Source organism: Bradyrhizobium sp. SZCCHNR1002 (assembly GCF_032381435.1).
Lineage (GTDB): Bacteria > Pseudomonadota > Alphaproteobacteria > Rhizobiales > Xanthobacteraceae > Bradyrhizobium > Bradyrhizobium aeschynomenes.
Window position 1 is genome coordinate 361,898 of the sequence record NZ_JAUHIS010000007.1, and the last position, 20,603, is coordinate 382,500.

General features: G+C 64.6%; 13 protein-coding genes, 2 tRNA genes, 2 rRNA genes, 1 pseudogene and 1 riboswitch (1 of these 19 cut by a window edge). Of the genes and pseudogenes, 11 read left to right on the forward strand and 7 right to left on the reverse strand.

Going from position 1 to position 20,603, the window contains the following annotated elements; genetic code table 11:
- Position 1: 1 nt before the first annotated feature.
- From QX108_RS29085 to QX108_RS29095, 3 genes are read right to left on the reverse strand one after another with little or no spacing between them, the layout of a single operon-like run.
- Positions 2–937 carry a prephenate/arogenate dehydrogenase family protein gene (locus tag QX108_RS29085; protein WP_315722037.1) on the reverse strand — a complete coding sequence of 312 codons (936 nt, stop codon included), beginning with the start codon at positions 935–937 and terminating at the stop codon, positions 2–4.
- On the reverse strand, positions 934–2,031 hold the full coding sequence (gene hisC / locus QX108_RS29090; RefSeq protein WP_315784039.1) for a histidinol-phosphate transaminase: 1,098 nt from the start codon (positions 2,029–2,031) through the stop codon (positions 934–936). Before hisC ends, QX108_RS29085 begins: the two co-directional genes overlap by 4 nt.
- A 42-nt stretch (positions 2,032–2,073) precedes the next feature.
- Complete coding sequence (locus tag QX108_RS29095; protein WP_315784043.1) at positions 2,074–2,907, reverse strand: chorismate mutase; 834 nt, start codon at positions 2,905–2,907, stop codon at positions 2,074–2,076.
- Between the two features lie 199 nt (positions 2,908–3,106).
- Positions 3,107–3,186: riboswitch (SAM riboswitch) on the forward strand.
- Positions 3,187–3,277: 91 nt separating this feature from the next.
- Between QX108_RS29095 and QX108_RS29100 the strand changes: the two genes are divergently transcribed.
- The 4 genes and pseudogenes from QX108_RS29100 (at position 3,278) to QX108_RS29115 (ending at position 6,874) form a co-directional block, all read left to right on the forward strand.
- Entirely contained in the window at positions 3,278–4,492 is a 1,215-nt protein-coding gene (locus QX108_RS29100) for a homoserine O-acetyltransferase (protein WP_315784046.1), read from the forward strand.
- 3 nt (positions 4,493–4,495) lie between these two features.
- Positions 4,496–5,158 (forward strand): methionine biosynthesis protein MetW, encoded by a 663-nt coding sequence (gene metW / locus QX108_RS29105; protein ID WP_315722033.1) that lies wholly within the window; start codon positions 4,496–4,498, stop codon positions 5,156–5,158.
- A gap of 283 nt (positions 5,159–5,441) precedes the next feature.
- Positions 5,442–5,732: pseudogene (locus tag QX108_RS29110) on the forward strand (GIY-YIG nuclease family protein).
- A gap of 722 nt (positions 5,733–6,454) precedes the next feature.
- Positions 6,455–6,874 (forward strand): secondary thiamine-phosphate synthase enzyme YjbQ, encoded by a 420-nt coding sequence (locus tag QX108_RS29115; RefSeq protein ID WP_315722032.1) that lies wholly within the window; start codon positions 6,455–6,457, stop codon positions 6,872–6,874.
- A 227-nt stretch (positions 6,875–7,101) separates the two neighbouring features.
- Here the strand turns inward: QX108_RS29115 and QX108_RS29120 are convergent, their stop codons facing one another.
- The gene (locus tag QX108_RS29120) at positions 7,102–7,962 is read right to left on the reverse strand and encodes an alpha/beta fold hydrolase (protein ID WP_315784051.1); all 861 of its coding nucleotides are present in this window, start codon (positions 7,960–7,962) and stop codon (positions 7,102–7,104) included.
- 123 nt (positions 7,963–8,085) lie between these two features.
- On the opposite strand from QX108_RS29120, the gene QX108_RS29125 reads away from it, so the two are divergent.
- The gene (locus QX108_RS29125) at positions 8,086–8,991 is read left to right on the forward strand and encodes a LysR family transcriptional regulator (RefSeq protein WP_315784054.1); all 906 of its coding nucleotides are present in this window, start codon (positions 8,086–8,088) and stop codon (positions 8,989–8,991) included.
- A gap of 77 nt (positions 8,992–9,068) precedes the next feature.
- Here the strand turns inward: QX108_RS29125 and QX108_RS29130 are convergent, their stop codons facing one another.
- Positions 9,069–9,932 (reverse strand): alpha/beta hydrolase, encoded by an 864-nt coding sequence (locus QX108_RS29130; protein WP_315784057.1) that lies wholly within the window; start codon positions 9,930–9,932, stop codon positions 9,069–9,071.
- Positions 9,933–10,188: 256 nt separating this feature from the next.
- On the opposite strand from QX108_RS29130, the gene QX108_RS29135 reads away from it, so the two are divergent.
- Positions 10,189–10,842 (forward strand): TIGR02594 family protein, encoded by a 654-nt coding sequence (locus tag QX108_RS29135; RefSeq protein ID WP_172115594.1) that lies wholly within the window; start codon positions 10,189–10,191, stop codon positions 10,840–10,842.
- 511 nt (positions 10,843–11,353) lie between these two features.
- On the opposite strand, the gene QX108_RS29140 is transcribed toward QX108_RS29135, so the two are convergent.
- On the reverse strand, positions 11,354–12,139 hold the full coding sequence (locus QX108_RS29140; protein WP_409998563.1) for an MOSC domain-containing protein: 786 nt from the start codon (positions 12,137–12,139) through the stop codon (positions 11,354–11,356).
- A 225-nt stretch (positions 12,140–12,364) separates the two neighbouring features.
- Here QX108_RS29140 and clpB point away from each other — a divergent pair, with 225 nt between their 5' ends.
- On the forward strand, positions 12,365–15,004 hold the full coding sequence (clpB, locus tag QX108_RS29145) for an ATP-dependent chaperone ClpB (RefSeq protein WP_315784065.1): 2,640 nt from the start codon (positions 12,365–12,367) through the stop codon (positions 15,002–15,004).
- A gap of 95 nt (positions 15,005–15,099) precedes the next feature.
- On the opposite strand, the gene QX108_RS29150 is transcribed toward clpB, so the two are convergent.
- A complete protein-coding gene (locus QX108_RS29150; RefSeq protein WP_315722026.1) occupies positions 15,100–17,154 on the reverse strand; it encodes a M23 family metallopeptidase in 2,055 nt (684 codons plus the stop codon).
- A gap of 801 nt (positions 17,155–17,955) precedes the next feature.
- Between QX108_RS29150 and QX108_RS29155 the strand changes: the two genes are divergently transcribed.
- From QX108_RS29155 to QX108_RS29170, 4 genes are all read left to right on the forward strand, one after another.
- Positions 17,956–19,444 (forward strand): 16S ribosomal RNA (locus tag QX108_RS29155).
- Positions 19,445–19,673: 229 nt separating this feature from the next.
- Positions 19,674–19,750 (forward strand) — tRNA-Ile (locus QX108_RS29160).
- A gap of 94 nt (positions 19,751–19,844) precedes the next feature.
- A tRNA-Ala gene (locus tag QX108_RS29165) sits at positions 19,845–19,920 on the forward strand.
- Positions 19,921–20,406: 486 nt separating this feature from the next.
- Positions 20,407–20,603 (forward strand): 23S ribosomal RNA (locus tag QX108_RS29170); it runs 2,648 nt beyond the window's last position.
- Together the 16S and 23S rRNA genes with 2 tRNA genes alongside form the textbook arrangement of a ribosomal RNA operon.

Genomic DNA, 20,603 nt, shown 5'->3' on the forward strand with positions numbered 1-20,603 from the left:
CTCAGGGCTTCTTGAGCTGCGGCAGCGGCCGGCCGAAATCCGGCGCCGCCGAATCCTGGCCGATGTCGACGATGCCGCGGCGGATCGCGCGGGTGCGGGTGAAGTGATCGAACAGCGCCTCGCCGTCGCCTCGCCGGATCGCCCGCGTCAGCTTCGACAGGTCCTCGGTGAAGGTGCCGAGCATGTCGAGCACGGCGTCCTTGTTGCTCAGGAAGATGTCGCGCCACATCGTCGGATCTGACGCGGCGATGCGGGTGAAATCGCGGAAGCCGCCGGCGGAGAACTTGATCACCTCGGACTCCGTCACCTGCGCCAGCTCATCCGCTGTGCCGACGATGGTGTAGGCGATCAGATGCGGCAGATGGCTGGTGATCGCGAGCACGCGGTCGTGATGATCCGGCGTCATGATCTCGACCTTGGCGCCGAGTGCAGCCCAGAACGCGCGAAGACGATCGATCGCGCCGGCATCGACGCCGTCCGGCGGCGTCAGGATGCACCAGCGGTTGATGAACAGCTCGGCAAAGCCGGAGTCGGGGCCCGAATTCTCGGTGCCCGCCACCGGATGCGCCGGCACGAAGTGCACATTCGCTGGCAGATGCGGGGCCATGTCGCGGACGATGGCGCCCTTCACCGAGCCGACGTCGGAAACGACGGCGCCGGGCTTCAGATGCGGCGCGATCTCTGCCGCGACCGGGCCGCAGGCGCCGACGGGAATGCAGAGGATGACGAGATCGGCGTCCTTCACGGCGTCCGCATTGCTAGCGACGACGCGGTCGACGAGTCCGAGCTCGGCGACGCGGGCGCGGGTCTTCTCCGAACGCGCCGTGGTGATGATCTCGCCCGCCACGCCCTGCAGCCTGGCCGCACGTGCGATCGAGCCGCCGATCAGGCCGAAGCCGATCAGCGCGACGCGTTCGAACCGTCCGGCGACGCTCACCTCGCCCCCATGAAATCGCTGAGAGCCTCGATCACGAGACGGTTGGCTTCCTCGGTGCCGATCGTCATGCGCAGCGCGTTCGGCAGCTTGTAGTTGGCGAGCGCGCGCAGCACGAGGCCGCGGCGGGTCAGGAACTCGTCCGCCTCCACCGCGGTCTTGCCGTTCTCGGCCGGGAAGTGGATCAGGATGAAGTTGGTGACGCTCGGCGTCACCTTGAGCCCGAGCTTGCCGATCTCCTCGGTGAGCAGGTTGCGCCACGTTTCCGTGTGCGTCTTCGACATCTGCTGATGCGCGGTGTCCTCGATCGCCGCGACGGCTGCGAGCATCGCCGGCGAGGAGACGTTGAAGGGCCCGCGAATACGGTTGATGGCGTCGACGATGTGCGCCGGGCCGAACATCCAGCCGACGCGAAGCGCGGCGAGGCCGTGGATCTTGGAAAAGGTGTGCGTGACCACGGTGTTCTCGGTCGTCGCGACCAGCTCGATGCCGAACTCATAGTCGTTGCGCGAGACGTAGTCGGCATAGGCGGCGTCGAGCACCAGCACGACGTGCGAGGGCAGGCCGGCACGCAGCCGCTTGACCTCGTCGAACGGGATATAGGTGCCGGTCGGGTTGTTGGGGTTGGCGAGCCACACCAGCTTGGTGCGCGGCGTCACCGCGGCGAGGATCGCGTCGACGTCGGTGCGATACTCCTTTTCGGCGGCGACCACGCTCTTGGCGCCGCAGGCCATGGTCGCGATCGGATAGACCAGAAAGCCGTGCGTGGTCGAGATCGCCTCGTCGCCCTGGCCCAGGAAGGTGTGGGCCAGCAGGTTGAGGATCTCGTCGGAGCCGGCGCCGCAGACGATGCGGTCGGGGTCGAGGCCGTAGGTGCGACCGATGGCCTCGCGCAGCACCCGCGAGGTGCCTTCAGGATAATCCTCGAGATGGCCGGCCGCGCTCTTGAAGGCCTCGATCGCCTTGGGCGACGGACCGAATGGGGTCTCGTTGGCCGACAGCTTGAAGACCTTGCGGCCGGGCTCCGGCTTCGGGCTCTTGCCGGGCGTGTAGGGCGCAATATCGAGGATGCCGGGGTTCGGCACGGGACGGGACATCGTCAACTCCGGAGAATGTCTTGGGAGGGGCGCAAGGCGGCCTCAGCTGGGAACCGTATAGCGTTTCGCGTGGCCGCCGACGAGGGCTGCGGAGCGTACCGAGGCGCCTGCCGCGATCAGGGCTGCCTTGATTTTTTCGAGGTTCGCGGGCGCCTCGATCGACACCAGCAGCGCAGCGCCGTCGAAAGCGGTATCGGGCACCGCGATGACGTCGGCGAGCGGCGACAGCGCCCGCGACACCTGGGCGTTCCAGCCGGACACGCGGATGCTCCAGGTCTCGACCTCCAGCACCAGCGCATCGTCGGCGACACGCGACACTGCGAACACCGGCAGCGCCGCTGGATGGTCGGCGCGCTCGATGAACGGCAGCCGCGCAATGATCTTCGGTGCGCCCACGGGCTCCAGCGTGATCCACCACGGCGTATGGCCCGAGGTCGTCGAGACCAGCGCCAGATCGCCCTTCGAGCGCGCCACCGCCTCGACCGCGGCCTGGGCGCTGAAATGCGCGACATAAGGCACCACGAAGCCGAAATGGAACCGGGCTGAATCGCGCATTGCGGATTCGCCGACCGACACGTCGGCATGCACCGAGAACGGCGCCTGCACATAGGTGAAGGTCGAGACGATCACGCGCCAGATGCCCTCGACCGTGTCGAGCGGCAGGATGCCGCGATGCCGCTGCACCAGCCGGCGCATCATGTCGGCCTCGCGCGCCGGGCGGAACGCCGAGCCGACCTCCTGGGTCTTCTTGACCTTGATCAGCCGGTCGATGATGTCGGCCCGGTTCATCAGCAGGTGATGCACCTGCTCGTCGATCGCGTCGATCTCCTTGCGCAGGTCGGCGAGCGAGGGCGGGGCGGGCGGCGGGTTCGACATGGTCCGTGTCACTCTTCGCGAGGCCACGGGGAAACGCGCGGCCACAGGGAACGGATGCCGTTCTCTCCGATGCGGTGGGCGCGCGCAACAGCAAGTTTACCTTGTGCTGCCTAGGCTTGCCCCGACTGCAGCGGTGGGGCGCCCGAGCGGCGGTCAACCCCAGCTTGCCTTGACGAGGAGCGCCCGCGGGACTAGTTTCTGCTCGTTCCGTGGTCATTTGAGCCGGCCGGCTTGCAGCCACGTTAAAAAACTCGCTAAACAGGCCGGGGACGTTATCGATCCCGGCCGAACCCCAGTTCAGGCCGGGTTTTTCATGGCCTGATATGTCACGTGGTTCGGGAGCTCCGGCGGAATGGCCGGGGTGAGAGACATGACAGGCCTGACGCCGAAATCCACCTCCGCATTGCGCAGGGTTGCGCCGGAAGAGCGTTCGCACGAGGTCGACCATCCGAGCTCGCTGGTCGCGCAGTTCGGCGCCGACAAGCCGCTCAAGCTGGATTGCGGCGTCGACCTCGCGCCGTTCCAGATCGCCTACCAGACCTATGGCGAGCTCAACGCCGACAGATCGAACGCGGTGCTGATCTGCCACGCGCTGACCGGCGACCAGCATGTCGCCAACCGCCATCCGGTCACCGGCAAGCCCGGCTGGTGGGAGACCTTGGTCGGTCCGGGGCGGCCGCTCGATCCGGCGCGCTACTTCATCATCTGCTCCAACGTGATCGGCGGCTGCATGGGTTCGACCGGGCCGGCCTCGTTGAACCCGGCGACGGGCAAGGTGTGGGGCCTCGACTTCCCGATCATCACCATCCCCGACATGGTGCGGGCGCAGGCGATGCTGATCGATCATCTCGGCATCGACACCCTGTTCGCCGTGGTCGGCGGCTCGATGGGCGGCATGCAGGCGCTGCAATGGACGGTGGCCTATCCACACCGCGTGTTCGCGAATCTCGCGATCGCCTGCGCGACACGGCACTCGGCGCAGAACATCGCCTTCCATGAGCTCGGCCGCCAGGCCGTGATGGCCGATCCGGACTGGGATCACGGCCGCTATGCCGACAAGGCCACGCATCCGCATCGCGGCCTCGCGGTGGCGCGGATGGCCGCGCACATCACCTATCTGTCGGACGCCGCCCTGCATCGCAAGTTCGGCCGCCGCATGCAGGACCGCGAGCTGCCGACCTTTTCGTTCGACGCCGATTTCCAGGTCGAGAGCTATCTGCGCTACCAGGGCTCGTCCTTTGTCGAGCGCTTCGATGCCAACTCCTATCTCTATCTGACGCGCGCGATGGATTATTTCGACATCGCCGCGGATCATGACGGCGTGCTGGCTGCGGCGTTCCGCGGCATCCAGACCCGCTTCTGCGTGGTCTCGTTCACCAGCGACTGGCTGTTTCCGACCTCGGAATCGCGGGCGCTGGTGCATGCGCTCAACGCGTCCAGCGCGCGGGTGTCGTTCGCCGAGATCGAGACCGACCGGGGGCACGACGCGTTCCTGCTGGATGTGCCCGAGTTCTTCGAGATCGCCAGCGCGTTTCTCGATTCCGCGGGCAAGGCACGTGGCCTCAACGCCGCGAAGGGGAGCTGAGCCATGAGCCTGCAGGGTGTGCTGCCGCTGAACGGCTTTTCTGGTGGCGAGGTGCTGGCCTATCGGCCCGATCATCTGCTCGTGGCCGGCATGGTCGAGCGCGGCTCCAAGGTGCTCGACATCGGCTGCGGCGACGGCGACCTGCTGCAGCTCCTCGAGAGCCGGGGCATCGACGGCCGCGGCATCGAGCTGTCGCGCGAGGGCGTCAACCATTGCGTCGCCAAGGGGCTCGCGGTGGTGCAGGGCGACGCCGATACGGACCTCGTCGATTATCCGGACGACGCGTTCGACTACGTGATCCTGTCGCAGACCTTGCAGGCGACGCGGCAGCCCAAGGTCGTGCTGGAGAATCTGCTGCGCATCGGCCGCCGCGCCATCGTCACCTTCCCGAATTTCGGCTTCTGGCGGCTGCGCCTGCAACTGCTCGTCGGCGGCCACATGCCGCGCACGGACAATCTGCCCTTCACCTGGTACGACACGCCCAACATCCATTTCTGCACCATCAAGGACTTCGTGCAGCTCTGCGACGAGATCGGCGTCAAGATGGAGCGCGCGGTGGCGCTGGATAGTTACGGCCGTCCGCTGCGCGTCGCGATGCCCTGGTGGTTCTGGAACATGTTCGGCGAGCAGGGGGTGTTTTTGTTGAGCCGGGCGGAGAGGCGGTAGGGCTCGGACACTGCAGTCCCGGGCGCGCTGTCGGCGTTTGGCGCTCGCTCTCTCCACCGTCATGGCCGGGCTTGTCCCGGCCATCCACGTCGTCCGGCATGCTGAGAACCACGTGGATGCCCGGGACAAGCCCGGGCATGACGAGTAACCCAATAGCGATCCAGCATGGAGCGAGCGATGGTCATCGTCTCTCTCCGTCGTCATGGCCGGGACGGAGCCCGGGCATGACGAGCAAATCAGTTGGCATGTTGCTCGTGGCAATGTCTCGTCGTAGTATCTCGCAATGGCGGGTGGCTACGTGTATTTCATGACCAATCGTCCAAATGGCACGCTCGACGTCGGTGTGACCAGCGATCTTGTGCAACGCGTCTATCAGCATTGATGCGGCCTCTTTGATGGCTTTACCAAGCGATATGGCTTGAAGCGTCTCGTCTACTTCGAGGTCTTCGACGATATCCAGAGCGCGATCCAGCGCGAGCACAACATCAAGCATTGGTCGCGAGCGTGGAAAGTTGGGCTGATCGTTGCAAGCAACCCCGACTGGGACGATCTCTACGACACGATTGTAATGTAGATCGCGGATGCGGAGCGACGTGGATGGCCGGGACAAGCCCGGCCATGACGAGCTTGGAGTTGGCGGATTTCACTTTTCAAAGAGCGGTCAATGTGAGACGTGAGACGCCGATCCCGCAGCGCATCCGCGCCCGGGCTCTGCGTCAGTCATCGCCTCCGATAACGCAGAGGCGCAGGGAAGGCCGGATGCTGGCCGCACCCATGGCCCGCCTGCGAGAAAAAATGCAGGCGGCAGGTACCACAGGTACGAGCCGGAACACCCGGCCTTCCCTGCGCGATGGTTGTACGGCTGCTTCGCGTTCTCCCTGGTGCGCCGGGCTTTCTGGCCACCATCGTCGGCGACATTCATCGCCAACTTGATCCTAGCGTCGGAGGATCAGGACCGCGCGACTTGACCGTGCGCATCGAGATTGTTCGTCCGCGCGAGCGAACTCACGCGCAACCCGACACGCCCACCGCATCCCGCCTCAGCGTTCGTGACGACCGCGATACGCCCCTTGCTGTGAGGCGGGACGGCCGGAAATCTGCGCTTGATTTGCCCGACGGTGCAAGTGCGGACCATGCGACAAACTAACACGACGGGCAGTTTGTGCATGGCGCGCCTGCGGGAATTGCCCGTCGTGCATCGGCAGCAGGATCGAGGTCGTCGAGCGCTCGACGCTGCCGCCGCAAGTTTGGTAGAATTGGAGGGCAAATACGCCAACGCTGATGAGGTGCCCCGCCATGAAATCCTTCCGCAAGGAGCTGTGGTTCGACATCCCCGGCCGGCGCGCCTTCATCAACATCACGGGTGAGGTCGAAGCGGCGCTCAGGGAGAGCGGCGTGCGCGAAGGACTCGTCCTGGTCAACGCCATGCACATCACCGCATCGGTGTTCATCAATGACGATGAGAGCGGGCTGCATCACGACTACGAGCAGTGGCTGGAGAAGCTGGCGCCGCACGAGCCGGTCTCGGGCTATCGCCACAACCGCACCGGCGAGGACAATGCCGACGCCCACATGAAGCGGCAGATCATGGGCCGCGAGGTCGTGGTGGCGATCACGCAGGGCAAGCTCGACTTCGGCCCGTGGGAGCAGATCTTCTACGGCGAATTCGACGGCGGCCGCCGCAAGCGGGCGCTGATCAAGATCATCGGAGAGTAGGTGATGTCATGAGCCCCGGTCGTCATTGCGAGGAGCGAAGCGACGAAGCAATCCAGGGGTTACGCGTAAAGTCCTTCAGTGTGGCCCCTGGATCGCTTTGCTGGCGCTCGCGATGACGGAGGAAGGTGGTGACAGCCTCCGCTGTCATGCCGACGCGGGCGAGCGTCCAGCTTGAGATGGCGCGTATCGTCTGCGGACATGATGGATGACGTCGACGCCGGCGCCGCCTATCCGGCGAAAACGGCCTTGATCTCCGCGGCGACCTTCGGCGCGTTTTCGTCGAGCACGAAGTGGCCGGAGTCGAGCCAGACCAGCTTCACGTCGGAGAGGTCGTTGAGATAGGCGCGGGCACCGGGCGGGATGAAGAACGGGTCGTGCTGGCCCCAGATGATCAGCGTCTTCGGATTGTGGACGCGGAACGCGGCCTGCCACTGCGGATACAGCGCGACGTTGGTCTTGTAGTTCTCCAGCAGATCGAGCTGATAGTCCTGAGTGCCCGGACGGTCGAGCAGGGCCTGGTCGAAGATCCAGTTGTCGGGATTGACGGCCTCGGGATCCTTGGCGCCGACCAGCCACTGGAATTTGGTGCCGTCGAGGCTGAGCAGCTCACGCGCGGGCGCCTCGGTCTCAGGCGTGCGCTTCTCCCACAGCGGCAGCAGCACCTTCTTCGGCGCCTCGCCGACGCCCTCCATATAAGCGTTGGTGTTTTGCAGGATGAAGCCCTTCACGCGCTCGGGTCGTTGCGTGAACAGGCGGAAGCCGACCGGCCCGCCATAGTCCTGCATGTAGAGGATGTAGGAGTCGAGGCCGAGCACGTCGACGAGGCCTTCGACATGGGCGGCGAGATTGTCGAATGTATAGGCGAACTCGCTTCGATCAGGCGCGGCGGAATGGCCGAAGCCGATGTAGTCGGGTGCGACGAGGTGGAAGCGGTCGGCCAGCGCCGGGATCAGGTCACGAAACATCTGGCTGCTGGTCGGCAGGCCGTGCAGCAGCAGGATGGTCGGGGCGGTGGGATCGCCGGCCTCGCGGTAGAACACCTTGCGGCCGTGAACGGTCGCGGTGCGGTAGCGGGTCTTGGTGGTCATGAGGGTCTCCTGGTCAGACGGCGGGGGCGTTTGCCGCCGTTGCAGCGAGTTGTATGCCTTCCAAGAATCGGCGGAAGTCGATACGATCAGGAGGGTGCCTCCCGAAAATTGAAAGGGCCCTGCTTGGATCGCCTGGATGCGATGTCCGTGCTTCTCGCTGCGGCTGATGCCGGCAGCCTGTCGAAGGCCAGCCGGGCGCTCGGGCTGCCGCTGGCGACCGTCAGTCGCAAGGTCGCCGAGCTCGAGGCGCATCTGAAGGCCTCGCTCTTGATCCGCTCGGCCAAGGGGCTGGAGCTGACGCCGGCGGGGCGATCCTATGTCGCGGCAGCGCGCGTGATCCTGGAGCAGGTCGCCGAAGCCGAGCGCGCCGCGAGCGGTGAATATTCCGAGCCCAAGGGCGATCTGGTCGTGACGGCGCCGATCATGTTCGGCCGGCTGCATGCGCTGCCTGTCGTGACGCGCTTCCTCGCGGCCTATCCGGATGTTGCAGTCGATCTCGTCATGACCGACCGTGTCGCGCATTTCCTCGACGACCAGGTGGACGTCGCCCTGCGCATCGGGCAGCTGCCGAATTCCAGCCTGATCGCCACCCGACTCGGCAGCGTGCGCCACGTGGTCTGCGCCGGCCCCGATTATCTCGCCGCCAATGGACGCCCAATGACGCCGGACGATCTGGCGCAGCACAGCGTGATCTCGTTCCAGAGCGTGTCCGTGCCCGGTGCCTGGCCGTTCTTGGTCGATGGATCTGAAGTCACCGCGCACTTCCGCGCGCACCTCGGGGTGAACACGATCGATGCGGCGATCGAAGCGGGGCTGTCGGGAGCCGGCCTGGTGCGGGCGTTGTCCTATCAGGTCGTCGAGCACATTCGCGGCGGCCGGCTGGAGCTCGTGCTCGAACGTTTCGAGCCCGCGCCGCGGCCAGTGCATCTCGTCTATGACGGCCAGACCCGGCTGCCGCTGAAGCTGCGCGCCTTCGTCGATTTCACAGTGCCGCTGCTGCGGCAGCGGCTGGTCGAGGCGGCGATCTGAGGCGAGGGCGCGCCAGGACGACAGCGGAGGACTGCGAGGCGCCGGTGGATCGGTCGAAGGGGGAGACGTCCTTTGGCTCATCCCGCCATCGACCGGGGATCACGCGGCCCCCATCGTCCGGCCTCCACCAGCGCGATGAACCGCTCCACTGCCTCGTTGAACAGCGCCGGCTCCTCCAGGTTCAGCACATGGCCGGACTTCGGGAAGAACGTCAGCCCTGATGCCGGCAGATGCCGCTTGAGGAAGAGGCTGGGTTCGATGCAGGCGTCGTCCTCGTCGCCGCAGATGATCAGGGCCGGGGTGGGCACGCGGCGGATCGCGTCGGCCATGGTGTAGATCGACGGCCTCGCGCCTTGAAAGCCGCGCATGGTGTTGGCCGAGCCCTTGGCGTCGTGGCGGGCCAGCGCGGCGTAGAAGTCGGCGTGGCCGCGCGGGTCCTTGACCAGGAAGGGGATGCGGCCGGGGGCTTCGCGCGTCACCTTGGCGGTCTCGGCTGAGCCGAGCGTCTCGAACTGCTCGGCGGTGGCGCGGCACTGGGCGCGGAAGGCTTCGAGCTGCGCGACGTCCGAGCCGGAGCCGACCCCGGCCAGCACCATGGAGCGGATGCGATCAGGCGCGTTCAGCGCCACCTGCAGCGACGAGTAGGAGCCCATCGACAGGCCGACGAAATGCGCGCTGTCGATGCCGAGGTGATCGAGCACGGCCAACGCGTCGGTGGTGAAGTGCACGTAGCTGTAGAGGTCGGGCGATGGCGGCACGTCCGAGGGCGTATAGCCGCGGGCCGAGTAGGCGATGCAGCGATGGCGGCGTGCGAGGTAGCGCAGCTGCGGCTCCCAATTGGTGTGGTCGGCCGCGAACTCGTGCAGGAAGAGCAGCGGCGTGCCCGTGCCGGCCTCTTCAAAATAGAGGCGAACGCCGTCTTTCGCCGTCGCATGGGGCATTCTCAGCTCCTCCCGTGTCGCGTGCCGGAGCATGACTGATCGCGCGAGGCGCGACAATCGGTGGTCCCGTCGCCTGATTTTGGCCGCAGAATAAGCCCGGAATCACCCTCTCGTCGCCGGTTTTTCGCCGCCAATCGTCATGGTTTCGTCACACGGCGACTTTTTACGGACCCCGCTGGCGGCTTGCAGAGGGGCCGCGCTGAGGACCAGGGGGTGCCAAGTCAGGGTACTGGGGGAAGTAACAGAAGGATTGAGTATGGTTGTGTCTACCCTTCGCCGGTCGCTTCATATCGTTGCGCTGACCATGTGCTCGGCAGTGATTGCCGCCACCGCAACACCGGCTTCGGCCCGTCCGCATCACGGCTCCGGGCATCATGCCCACCGCAGCCACGGCGGCCATCACTACGCTCGGCATCATCATCACCGTCGCTCCGCCGCCCGGCTGTCGCGCTGGGAGCGCGGCGTGGCGCGGATGCAGGTCACCGGCGTCGCCGACGCGCAGGCCAGCCTCATGATGCCTGGCTCGGCGTCCGACGGCATGGCGTCGTCAGGAGGCTTCGGCGGCAGCACGGTCGTCTCTGCGGCGCGCAGCTTCATCGGCGGCGGCAATCCCACTGGCCGGCGCAGCCTGTGGTGCGCGCGCTTCATGAACATGGTGCTGGAGCGCACCGGCCATCGCGGCACCGGCTCCGACATGGCGCGCTCCTTCGCGAGCTATGGCCAGCGCGTCTCCGGCCCGCAGGTCGGCGCCATCGCGGTCATGAGCCGCCGCGGCGGCGGTCACGTCGGCGTGGTCTCGGGCGTCGATGCCCAGGGCAATCCGATCGTCATCTCCGGCAACAATGGCGGCCGCGTCCGCGAGACCGCGGTGTCGCGCGGCCGCGTTTATGCGTATGTGATGCCGAACTGATAGGTCCGGCGTTCTGGACGAGGGCGGCACCGCCCGTGCGGCTGCCCCTCACCCCAACCCTCTCCCCGTAAGAACGGGGCGAGGGAGCGCACCGTCGGTGCGGGGGCATGGCGGGTCGAACGCTTGTGTTCGAGATCCAGTCGTCAGTTCTCGATTGAATATCAGGATTAGTTGCGGCGTCATGCGGCGACGGCGTTTCGCCCTTCGCAATTAACCCGACACATCTCGGCGCGGCAGGGGCAACCTCTCCCCGCTCTTCGCGGGGAGAGGTCGGATTGCGCAGCAATCCGGGTGAGGGGCATGGCACATGCGTGGCCCGGATCGCCGGTCCATCGGACGGGCAAGGCTCTTCCGCATGCGTTCGAGGTCTCGCGGTCACGTACGAACAGGATCAGAAGATAGAGGCGTTCGCGGTGACAAGCGGCACCGCTCGTGTGGCTGCCCCTCACCCCAGCCCTCTCCCCGTGAAGAACGGGGAGAGGGAGCGCACTGTCCGGGCTGTGAGAGCGAGCTAAACCAGCCGCGGCTGCTCCACCGCGAGTTCGTCACCGACCGCGACATCACCCGCTTCGATCACCTCGGCGTAGATGCCGCATTCATTGTTGCCGCGGGCCTGCATCAGCGCGGGCGGGATGTCGAGGTCGCGCGCCGCGGTGTTGGGATCGACGTTGACGGCGGCACAGCGGGTGGTGGTCTTGACGACCTTCAGACGTGCCGCGCCGATGCGCAAGGTCTCGCCCATCAGCGTGGCCTCGTGCCAGGCCGGCCAGCCGGTGACGTAGATGTTGGCGCGGAAGCGCAGCGGGTGCACGGTCGCGCCCACCAGCTGCTCGATCTCGGCGACGGAGGCGAGATTGATGATCGAGACCACCTTGCGGGCCAGATCCGTGAAGCTGTAGCCGCCTCCCGACAGCAGTCTCGGCGGACCGCGCAATTCGCCGGCGAACTCGGTCGCGAAGAAGCGCTCGATGGCGGCGCGCCCCTCCGGGCTTTCGAGATCGCCCTGCGCGACGATGGCGCCGTCCTTGCGGATGGTGAGGACGTTGGTCACGTCCTCGAACAGCGTCTTGAAGCCGGCCAGCCGCTCGTTCCGCATCAGCATCAGATACGCCGTCTTCGGCTTCCAGACCGGGGCCTCCGGGTCGAACCCGGTCGGGCCGTTCTCCAGCGCATAGCGGCGATCGGCCGGCAGCGTTTGCCCAACCCGCAACGGAGCTGTCTGCAGTGGTTCCGGAGTAAGGCCCTTGACGGGATAGCGGTACAGGCCGGCGATGCGGGCAGGAGAAGTCTGGCTCATGGCGGGGGTCATAGGAGATTCCCGTCGCCGCGGCCAGGGCACACGAATTTGTGAAGCAGCCCCTTCCGTTTTCGGGCCGCCTTCCCACATTTCTTCTCAAGCCGGACGCAAGCCGGCGACGTGGATTGGCGCGGCGTTGACGGACGTCAACATGCGCAGACCGAAACCCAATGAAGATGCTGGAACCGTGCCTTCGGGGCGTCACAGCAGGCTGAGGGAAACATCATGAATATCGACAAATATACCGAGCGCGCGCGGGGGTTCATCCAATCGGCGCAGTCTCTGGCGGTGCGCGACGGCCATCAACAGTTCTCGCCGCTGCATCTGCTGAAAGTCCTGCTCGACGATAGCGAGGGACTCGCGGGCGGCCTGATCGACCGCGCCGGCGGCAACTCGCGCGCGATCCTCAAGGCGACCGAAGACGCGCTGAACAAGATGCCGAAAGTGTCGGGCAGCGGCGCCGGGCAGATCTATCTGTCGCCAGAGCTGGCGCGCGCTTTCGACGCGGCGGAGAAGGCGGCCGAGAAGGCCGGCGACAGTTTCGTCACCGTCGAACGCCTGCTGCTCGGGCTGACGCTGGATGCCAAGAGCGAGACCGGAAGCATTCTGGCCAAGGGCGGCGTCACTGCGCAGAACCTCAACGCGGCGATCGAATCCTTGCGCAAGGGACGCACGGCCGACTCGGCGACCGCCGAGAACGCCTATGATGCGCTGAAGAAATATGCCCGCGACCTGACCCAGGCGGCGCGCGACGGCAAGCTCGACCCGGTGATCGGCCGCGACGAGGAGATCCGCCGCACCATCCAGGTGCTGTCACGGCGCACCAAGAACAATCCCGTGCTGATCGGCGAGCCCGGCGTCGGCAAGACCGCGATCGTCGAGGGCCTCGCGCTGCGCATCGTCAATGGCGACGTGCCGGAGAGCCTGAAGGACAAGCGGCTGCTGTCGCTCGATCTGGGCGCGCTGATCGCCGGCGCCAAATATCGCGGCGAGTTCGAGGAGCGGCTGAAGGCCGTGCTGCAGGAGGTCACGGCGGCCGAAGGCACCTTCGTGCTGTTCATCGACGAGATGCACACCCTGATCGGCGCCGGCAAGGCCGACGGCGCGATGGATGCGTCGAACCTGTTGAAGCCTGCGCTGGCGCGCGGCGAGCTGCACTGTATCGGCGCGACCACGCTCGACGAGTATCAGAAGCATGTCGAGAAGGACGCCGCGCTCGCCCGCCGCTTCCAGCCGGTCTACGTCACCGAGCCCACCGTCGAGGACACCATCTCGATCCTGCGCGGGCTGAAGGACAAATACGAGCAGCACCACGGCGTGCGCATCACCGATTCCGCGCTGGTGGCATCGGCCACCCTGTCGAACCGCTACATCACCGACCGATTCCTGCCGGACAAGGCCATCGACCTGATGGACGAGGCGGCGGCGCGGCTGAAGATGCAGGTCGATAGCAAGCCCGAGGAGCTCGACTCGCTCGACCGCGAGATCATCCGGCTCAAGATCGAGCAGGAGGCCTTGAAGAAGGAGAGCGATCTCGGCTCCAAGACCCGGCTTCAGGCGCTGGAGAAGGAGCTTGCTGACCTCGAGGAGAAGTCGGCGTCGCTGACGGCGAAGTGGAGCGCCGAGAAGGACAAGCTGTCGAACGCGCAGAAGCTCAAGAGCGAGCTGGACGCGCTTCGCATCGAACTGGCCAACGCACAGCGCCGCGGCGAGTACCAGAAGGCGGGCGAGCTGGCCTATGGCCGCATCCCCGATCTGGAGAAGCGGCTCGCCGACATCGAGGCCAAGGAGACGAGCGGCGAGATGATGGAGGAGGCGGTGACCGCCAACCACATCGCGCAGGTGGTCTCGCGCTGGACCGGCGTGCCGGTCGACAAGATGCTCGAGGGCGAGAAGGACAAGCTGCTGCGGATGGAGGACAGCCTCGGCAAGCGCGTCGTCGGCCAGTTCGAGGCCGTGCATGCGGTCGCGACCGCCGTCCGTCGTTCGCGCGCCGGGCTGCAGGATCCGAACCGGCCGATGGGCTCGTTCATGTTCCTGGGGCCGACCGGCGTCGGCAAGACCGAGCTGACCAAGGCGCTCGCCGAGTATCTGTTCAACGACGAGACTGCGATGGTCCGGCTCGACATGTCCGAGTACATGGAGAAGCACTCGGTGTCGCGGCTGATCGGCGCGCCTCCCGGCTATGTCGGCTATGACGAGGGCGGGGCGCTGACCGAGGCCGTGCGGCGCCGGCCGTATCAGGTCGTCCTGTTCGACGAGATCGAGAAGGCGCATCCGGATGTGTTCAACGTGCTGCTGCAGGTGCTCGACGACGGCCGCCTGACCGATGGCCAGGGCCGCACCGTCGACTTCCGCAACACGCTGATCATCATGACCAGCAATCTCGGCTCCGAGTTCCTGGTCAATCAGCCCGAGGGCGAGGATACGTCCGAGGTGCGCGAGCTGGTGATGGGCACGGTGCGCGGGCATTTCCGGCCCGAGTTCCTGAACCGCGTCGACGAGATCATCCTGTTCCACCGCCTGCAGAAGAGCGAGATGGGCCGGATCGTCGAGATCCAGTTCTCGCGGCTCCAGAAGCTGCTGGAGGAGCGCAAGATCACGCTGTCGCTGGATGGCGATGCGCGCGACTGGCTCGCCGCCAAGGGCTGGGACCCGGCCTATGGCGCGCGTCCGCTGAAGCGGGTGATCCAGCGCAGCGTGCAGGATCCGCTCGCCGAGATGATCCTCGCCGGCGACATCAAGGACGGCGACAAGGTCGCCATCTCCTCGGAAGGCAACGTGCTGACCTTCAACGGCAAGGCGCATCGCACCGCCGAGATCGCGACGTTCGAGGCGCCGATCCCGAAGCGCAAGCTGAACTGATCGGCCGCTGACCGAGCACACCAATCGAAACGGCCCCCGCTGAGCCATCAGCGGGGGCCGTTGTCGTTGGAGACCTCTCCAAGAAAGCTAGCGTCTTAACGGCTCACCTGGATCGGGCCGGCATCCGACATGCGCGAGGCGCCGTTGCCGCGGCCGGCCATCATCTGGTCGACGCGGTCGCGCTCCTTCTCGAAGCCGGCCATGATCTGGCCTTCGAGCGAGCGACCGCGCGGCAGCTTCACGCGCATCGGGTCGACGAAGCGGCCGTTGACGAGGATTTCGTAGTGCACGTGCGGGCCGGTCGACATGCCGGTGGAGCCGACGAAGCCGATGACCTGGCCCTGACGGACGCGCTTGCCGGGCTCCATGCCCTTGGCGAAGGCGGACAAATGGCCGTAGGCCGTCTCGTAGCCGTTGTTGTGCTTGATGCGGATGTACTTGCCGTAGCCGCCTTCGGTGCCGACCTTCTCGAGCACGCCGTTGCCGGAGGCAAAAATCGGCGTGCCGTAGGCGGTGGCCCAGTCGACGCCGGTGTGCATCTTCACATAGCCCAGGATCGGGTGGCGGCGGCCGCCGAAGCCGGAGCGCATGATGGCGTTGTTGACGGGCTTGCGGACCAGGAACTTCTTCGCGCTCTTGCCGGTCTCGTCATAGTAGTCGACGACGCTGTCATCGGGGGTCTGGAACCGGTAGTATTTCTTGGTCTCGCCGCCGACCGTCAGCGAGGCGAACAGCACTTCGCTCTTGTCGTTGTTGCCCGGCTTGTCGTCGTCGTCGCCGGCATAGAACACGTCGAACGAGTCGCCCGGCTGCACCTTGCGCTGGAAGTCGACGTCGTAGGAGTAGATCCGGATCATGTCGTCGATGACAGGCGTCGGCACCTTGTTGCGCATCGCCGTCTCGTAGATGCTCTGGTAGAGGCGGACGCCGGTGCCGTCATCCTCGTCGTCGTTGGTGTTGTCGGCGGTCTCAGTGACCGTATTCATGCTCTGCACGTCGACCGCGACGTATCTACCGAGGTCCGACAGCGCGGCGACCGCTTCGATCATGCTGTCGTTGGCGACGATGACCCGAACCGGCTGCAGCCGGGCGCCGGGGGCGGGGCTCGTCGGCGCCATCAGGATGCGCAGCTTCTCGCCTTCCTTCAGGCCGCCATCGCGGCCGCGGGCGCCGAGCTGGGCGGCGATCGCCCTGGCCTCGTCGGGCGTGGCGCCCTGATCGCGCAGGATCGAGGCGACGGTGTCACCCTTCTTGACCAGGTGCACGCGCTCGCCGAGCGGGTTGCCGCCGGTGATCTGGTCCTTGGTCTTGGGCAGCAGGGTCACGTTTTCCGGCACCACGCGGGTCTCGAAGCCGGCATAGGGATCGGGCGAGCTGCCGTCATTGGCGTAGGACAGCTTCAGATCGCCGCCTTGCGCGCCGGCGGCGTCGGCCGCAGCGTTGGCGAGCGACGCATAGCGCACGCCGCCATTGTTGCCGCGCCAGTTCGCCGCATCGCGCACCCGCATGACGATCTCGTCCAGCGCCACCGAGGCTGCGATCTTCGCCTTGGGCAGCACGGTCGCGAGATCCTTGGTGACGAAGGACACCTCGGCGTCGGGCTCGACGGCCGCAGGATTGTTGGGATCCTCACCGGACCCCGCCTTGTCGTTGTCGGTATCGGTGAGCAGCCGTTGCGCGTTGAATGGCGGAATCTTCGACGATAGATCGCTCGTGGTCATCGAGAGATTGCCCGAGATCCGCACATAGGGACGGACACGGATCACTTCGCGCGTTCCGGCGCGGGTCACGGTCGAGACACGCACGACATTGCGTGCGGCGGCCGCTTCGCTCGGCGGCGGCAGGCGGTCGCTCTTGCGCAATGTGGCGACACGGTCATTGGCGCCAAACGCGCCGCGCAGCGCGCTCTCCATCCGCTCCGGCATGCGCGCGAAGGTCAATTCGCCGTCGAGCGATGCGAAAACGGCGCCGCCGATCAGGGCTGCGCCGCAGAGACCGGTCAGAATCGTGCCTGAGAACCATTGAACGGAGACGCGGCGGCGGTCGATCACCGCAGCCTCGGAGCCATCGACCGATAGCGGCGGCTCATGCCCGAGATCGATCATGCCGATCTCGCGCCCAATCCCCCCGCGTGACGTCCGATGGTTCAACCTTCGTCCCCCAAGTTCAAAGTCAGCACCGAGATCACTCAGCTGCCGGTTGGCGTACCGTCCAGGATAAACGGCTCGGAATGATGGCGCGCTTCTGACGGTTCGAGACATCTGGGCCAGGAGGCCGGACGCCGCAAACCGCTATTGTTCTTCAGGATCTCTCGATGTCGTCTCGGCCGTCTGAGTCAGGCGAAGGGCTCGCCATTTCCTTGATCTGGATCATCCTTGAATCGATGGCGTCCCCGCTGGACCCAAATCAACCCAGGTCGATGCTTAACAAATCGTCGCAGGATTGTGGCCCAAGTGGGGCACGATGTCCGCAAGAAATCGGGCTTCCGTAGGGGCACGGAAAAAAATCACCCGATGCGACGATTTCATGAAAATGGTCGTTGACACCCCGATCGGCTCCCCCTATACACCCGATCACTGAGCGCGGCGCCGCTTCGGGACACACCGAGGCGAGCATTCGCGCCAATACTGCTCCTCACTTCGTTGAGTGGTGCACAACCGGTAGAACCCGGTTGCCCATCGCCGTCGAATAAGGCTGCGGAACCCCTCCAAGAGAGGGTGGGACCAAGGTCCCGGGCTGTTTGACAAGTGAAGATGAAGAAAGAGAAACGTGGACGGCGGAGTCCTTGCGGGTCTCGGGGTTGAGCTTCGGCTTGATTTCGAGATCGGACGAGAAGACTTCGGCGGACAATGTTTCAAAGGTAACACCATGGTTTTCGCGCTGTGAAGCGTGGAGATCGATTGGTGGGACCTCGTCAAACGTTGTGATCAGCCGGTTCAAAGCTTCAAGTTCAACTTGAGAGTTTGATCCTGGCTCAGAGCGAACGCTGGCGGCAGGCTTAACACATGCAAGTCGAGCGGGCGTAGCAATACGTCAGCGGCAGACGGGTGAGTAACGCGTGGGAACGTACCTTTTGGTTCGGAACAACACAGGGAAACTTGTGCTAATACCGGATAAGCCCTTACGGGGAAAGATTTATCGCCGAAAGATCGGCCCGCGTCTGATTAGCTAGTTGGTGGGGTAATGGCCCACCAAGGCGACGATCAGTAGCTGGTCTGAGAGGATGATCAGCCACATTGGGACTGAGACACGGCCCAAACTCCTACGGGAGGCAGCAGTGGGGAATATTGGACAATGGGGGCAACCCTGATCCAGCCATGCCGCGTGAGTGATGAAGGCCCTAGGGTTGTAAAGCTCTTTTGTGCGGGAAGATAATGACGGTACCGCAAGAATAAGCCCCGGCTAACTTCGTGCCAGCAGCCGCGGTAATACGAAGGGGGCTAGCGTTGCTCGGAATCACTGGGCGTAAAGGGTGCGTAGGCGGGTCTTTAAGTCAGGGGTGAAATCCTGGAGCTCAACTCCAGAACTGCCTTTGATACTGAAGATCTTGAGTTCGGGAGAGGTGAGTGGAACTGCGAGTGTAGAGGTGAAATTCGTAGATATTCGCAAGAACACCAGTGGCGAAGGCGGCTCACTGGCCCGATACTGACGCTGAGGCACGAAAGCGTGGGGAGCAAACAGGATTAGATACCCTGGTAGTCCACGCCGTAAACGATGAATGCCAGCCGTTAGTGGGTTTACTCACTAGTGGCGCAGCTAACGCTTTAAGCATTCCGCCTGGGGAGTACGGTCGCAAGATTAAAACTCAAAGGAATTGACGGGGGCCCGCACAAGCGGTGGAGCATGTGGTTTAATTCGACGCAACGCGCAGAACCTTACCAGCCCTTGACATGTTTGGGACCGGTCGCAGAGACGTGACCTTCTCTTCGGAGCCCGAAACACAGGTGCTGCATGGCTGTCGTCAGCTCGTGTCGTGAGATGTTGGGTTAAGTCCCGCAACGAGCGCAACCCCCGTCCTTAGTTGCTACCATTTAGTTGAGCACTCTAAGGAGACTGCCGGTGATAAGCCGCGAGGAAGGTGGGGATGACGTCAAGTCCTCATGGCCCTTACGGGCTGGGCTACACACGTGCTACAATGGCGGTGACAGTGGGAAGCTAAGGGGCAACCCTTCGCAAATCTCAAAAAGCCGTCTCAGTTCGGATTGGGCTCTGCAACTCGAGCCCATGAAGTTGGAATCGCTAGTAATCGTGGATCAGCACGCCACGGTGAATACGTTCCCGGGCCTTGTACACACCGCCCGTCACACCATGGGAGTTGGCTTTACCTGAAGGCGGTGCGCTAACCAGCAATGGAGGCAGCCGACCACGGTAGGGTCAGCGACTGGGGTGAAGTCGTAACAAGGTAGCCGTAGGGGAACCTGCGGCTGGATCACCTCCTTTCTAAGGATGGCTCTTCAGTCTGACCTTCGGGTCACGATCTTCGGATCGCGCACTATCGAGCTGTTTTAGAAACATCAGGGACCAGCACGATCGCCAGATCGGGTTGAGTTCCATTGGCGGGATTTCGCCGTCTTCGTTTCTCTTTCTTCGCGGACGAACACGCTGCCTGGGGCTGCGCGGTTGCTGTATCAGCCTTTCGGGGCAGGGCAGTGACGAGCTTCGAGCGTTAGGGCTTGTAGCTCAGTTGGTTAGAGCGCGCGCTTGATAAGCGTGAGGTCGGAAGTTCAAGTCTTCCCAGGCCCACCAATCTTCGCGCCTGCCGGCGCTATCGCCTGGCAAGCCATTTGGTAAGCCAATCGTCTCGACGATCGCGCTACATTGCATTCGTCTTTCCGAGTAGGGGGCCTTAGCTCAGCTGGGAGAGCGCGTGCTTTGCAAGCATGAGGTCGTCGGTTCGATCCCGACAGGCTCCACCAGCCTTCGCAGGCTACGCCTGCTTCGGCTCGGCAAGCCAGCCGTGCAGCGAAGGCTGCCGCGCCGGAGCCCGATAGGGCGTAGGCGGGCTGTATCGAGCGTGTTCAATTCGTCCGCGAGACAACATTTCGCATTGTCTGGTCCTCACCGGGACGACAGGCAACTGCGTGTTATCTGACATCGTGAAGAGGAGATCGATCCGAGTTGGGTCGTGCAATGAGCGCCACCGCGCAAGCGGTCCGCGTTCGACTTTGCATCGACGCCTTCACTATCTCCGGGTCATTTCGGCGCAGGCTGGAAGCTGTGAAGCATCCTGTCTGTTGTAAATGACTCTGTTCGCCGCGCTTGACCGCACGGCGATCGGTTCGATCTTAAGAAGCAAGCTGGTCTTTCTAATCAGTGTCCTGCAGCTCACTAACGCTTGTCCTTCGGGGCAGGTGGGGAGCTGACAACATTCTGCCGAGTGTGTGGACATTGATAATGAGAGCAATCAAGTGCCTTAAGGGTGTTCGGTGGATGCCTTGGCGCTGAGAGGCGATGAAGGACGTGCTACGCTGCGATAAGCCGTGGGGAGCTGCGAAGAAGCTTTGATCCGCGGATTTCCGAATGGGGAAACCCACCTTCGATAGCCGGAACTCCAAGACCTTTGGTCTTGGGGTTTGAATAGGAGACTAGGATGATCCCG

What these genes read in the sequence shown, in the direction of transcription:
- QX108_RS29120 (WP_315784051.1), bottom strand. Translation starts at nt 7,962, where the DNA reads ATGACCACCAAGACCCGCTACCGCACCGCGACCGTTCACGGCCGCAAG.
- QX108_RS29140 (WP_409998563.1), bottom strand. Translation starts at nt 12,139, where the DNA reads ATGAGCCAGACTTCTCCTGCCCGCATCGCCGGCCTGTACCGCTATCCC.
- QX108_RS29135 (WP_172115594.1), top strand. Translation starts at nt 10,189, where the DNA reads ATGGTTGTGTCTACCCTTCGCCGGTCGCTTCATATCGTTGCGCTGACC.
- metW (WP_315722033.1), top strand. Translation starts at nt 4,496, where the DNA reads ATGAGCCTGCAGGGTGTGCTGCCGCTGAACGGCTTTTCTGGTGGCGAG.
- QX108_RS29115 (WP_315722032.1), top strand. Translation starts at nt 6,455, where the DNA reads ATGAAATCCTTCCGCAAGGAGCTGTGGTTCGACATCCCCGGCCGGCGC.
- QX108_RS29100 (WP_315784046.1), top strand. Translation starts at nt 3,278, where the DNA reads ATGACAGGCCTGACGCCGAAATCCACCTCCGCATTGCGCAGGGTTGCG.
- hisC (WP_315784039.1), bottom strand. Translation starts at nt 2,031, where the DNA reads ATGTCCCGTCCCGTGCCGAACCCCGGCATCCTCGATATTGCGCCCTAC.
- clpB (WP_315784065.1), top strand. Translation starts at nt 12,365, where the DNA reads ATGAATATCGACAAATATACCGAGCGCGCGCGGGGGTTCATCCAATCG.
- QX108_RS29130 (WP_315784057.1), bottom strand. Translation starts at nt 9,932, where the DNA reads ATGCCCCATGCGACGGCGAAAGACGGCGTTCGCCTCTATTTTGAAGAG.
- QX108_RS29095 (WP_315784043.1), bottom strand. Translation starts at nt 2,907, where the DNA reads ATGTCGAACCCGCCGCCCGCCCCGCCCTCGCTCGCCGACCTGCGCAAG.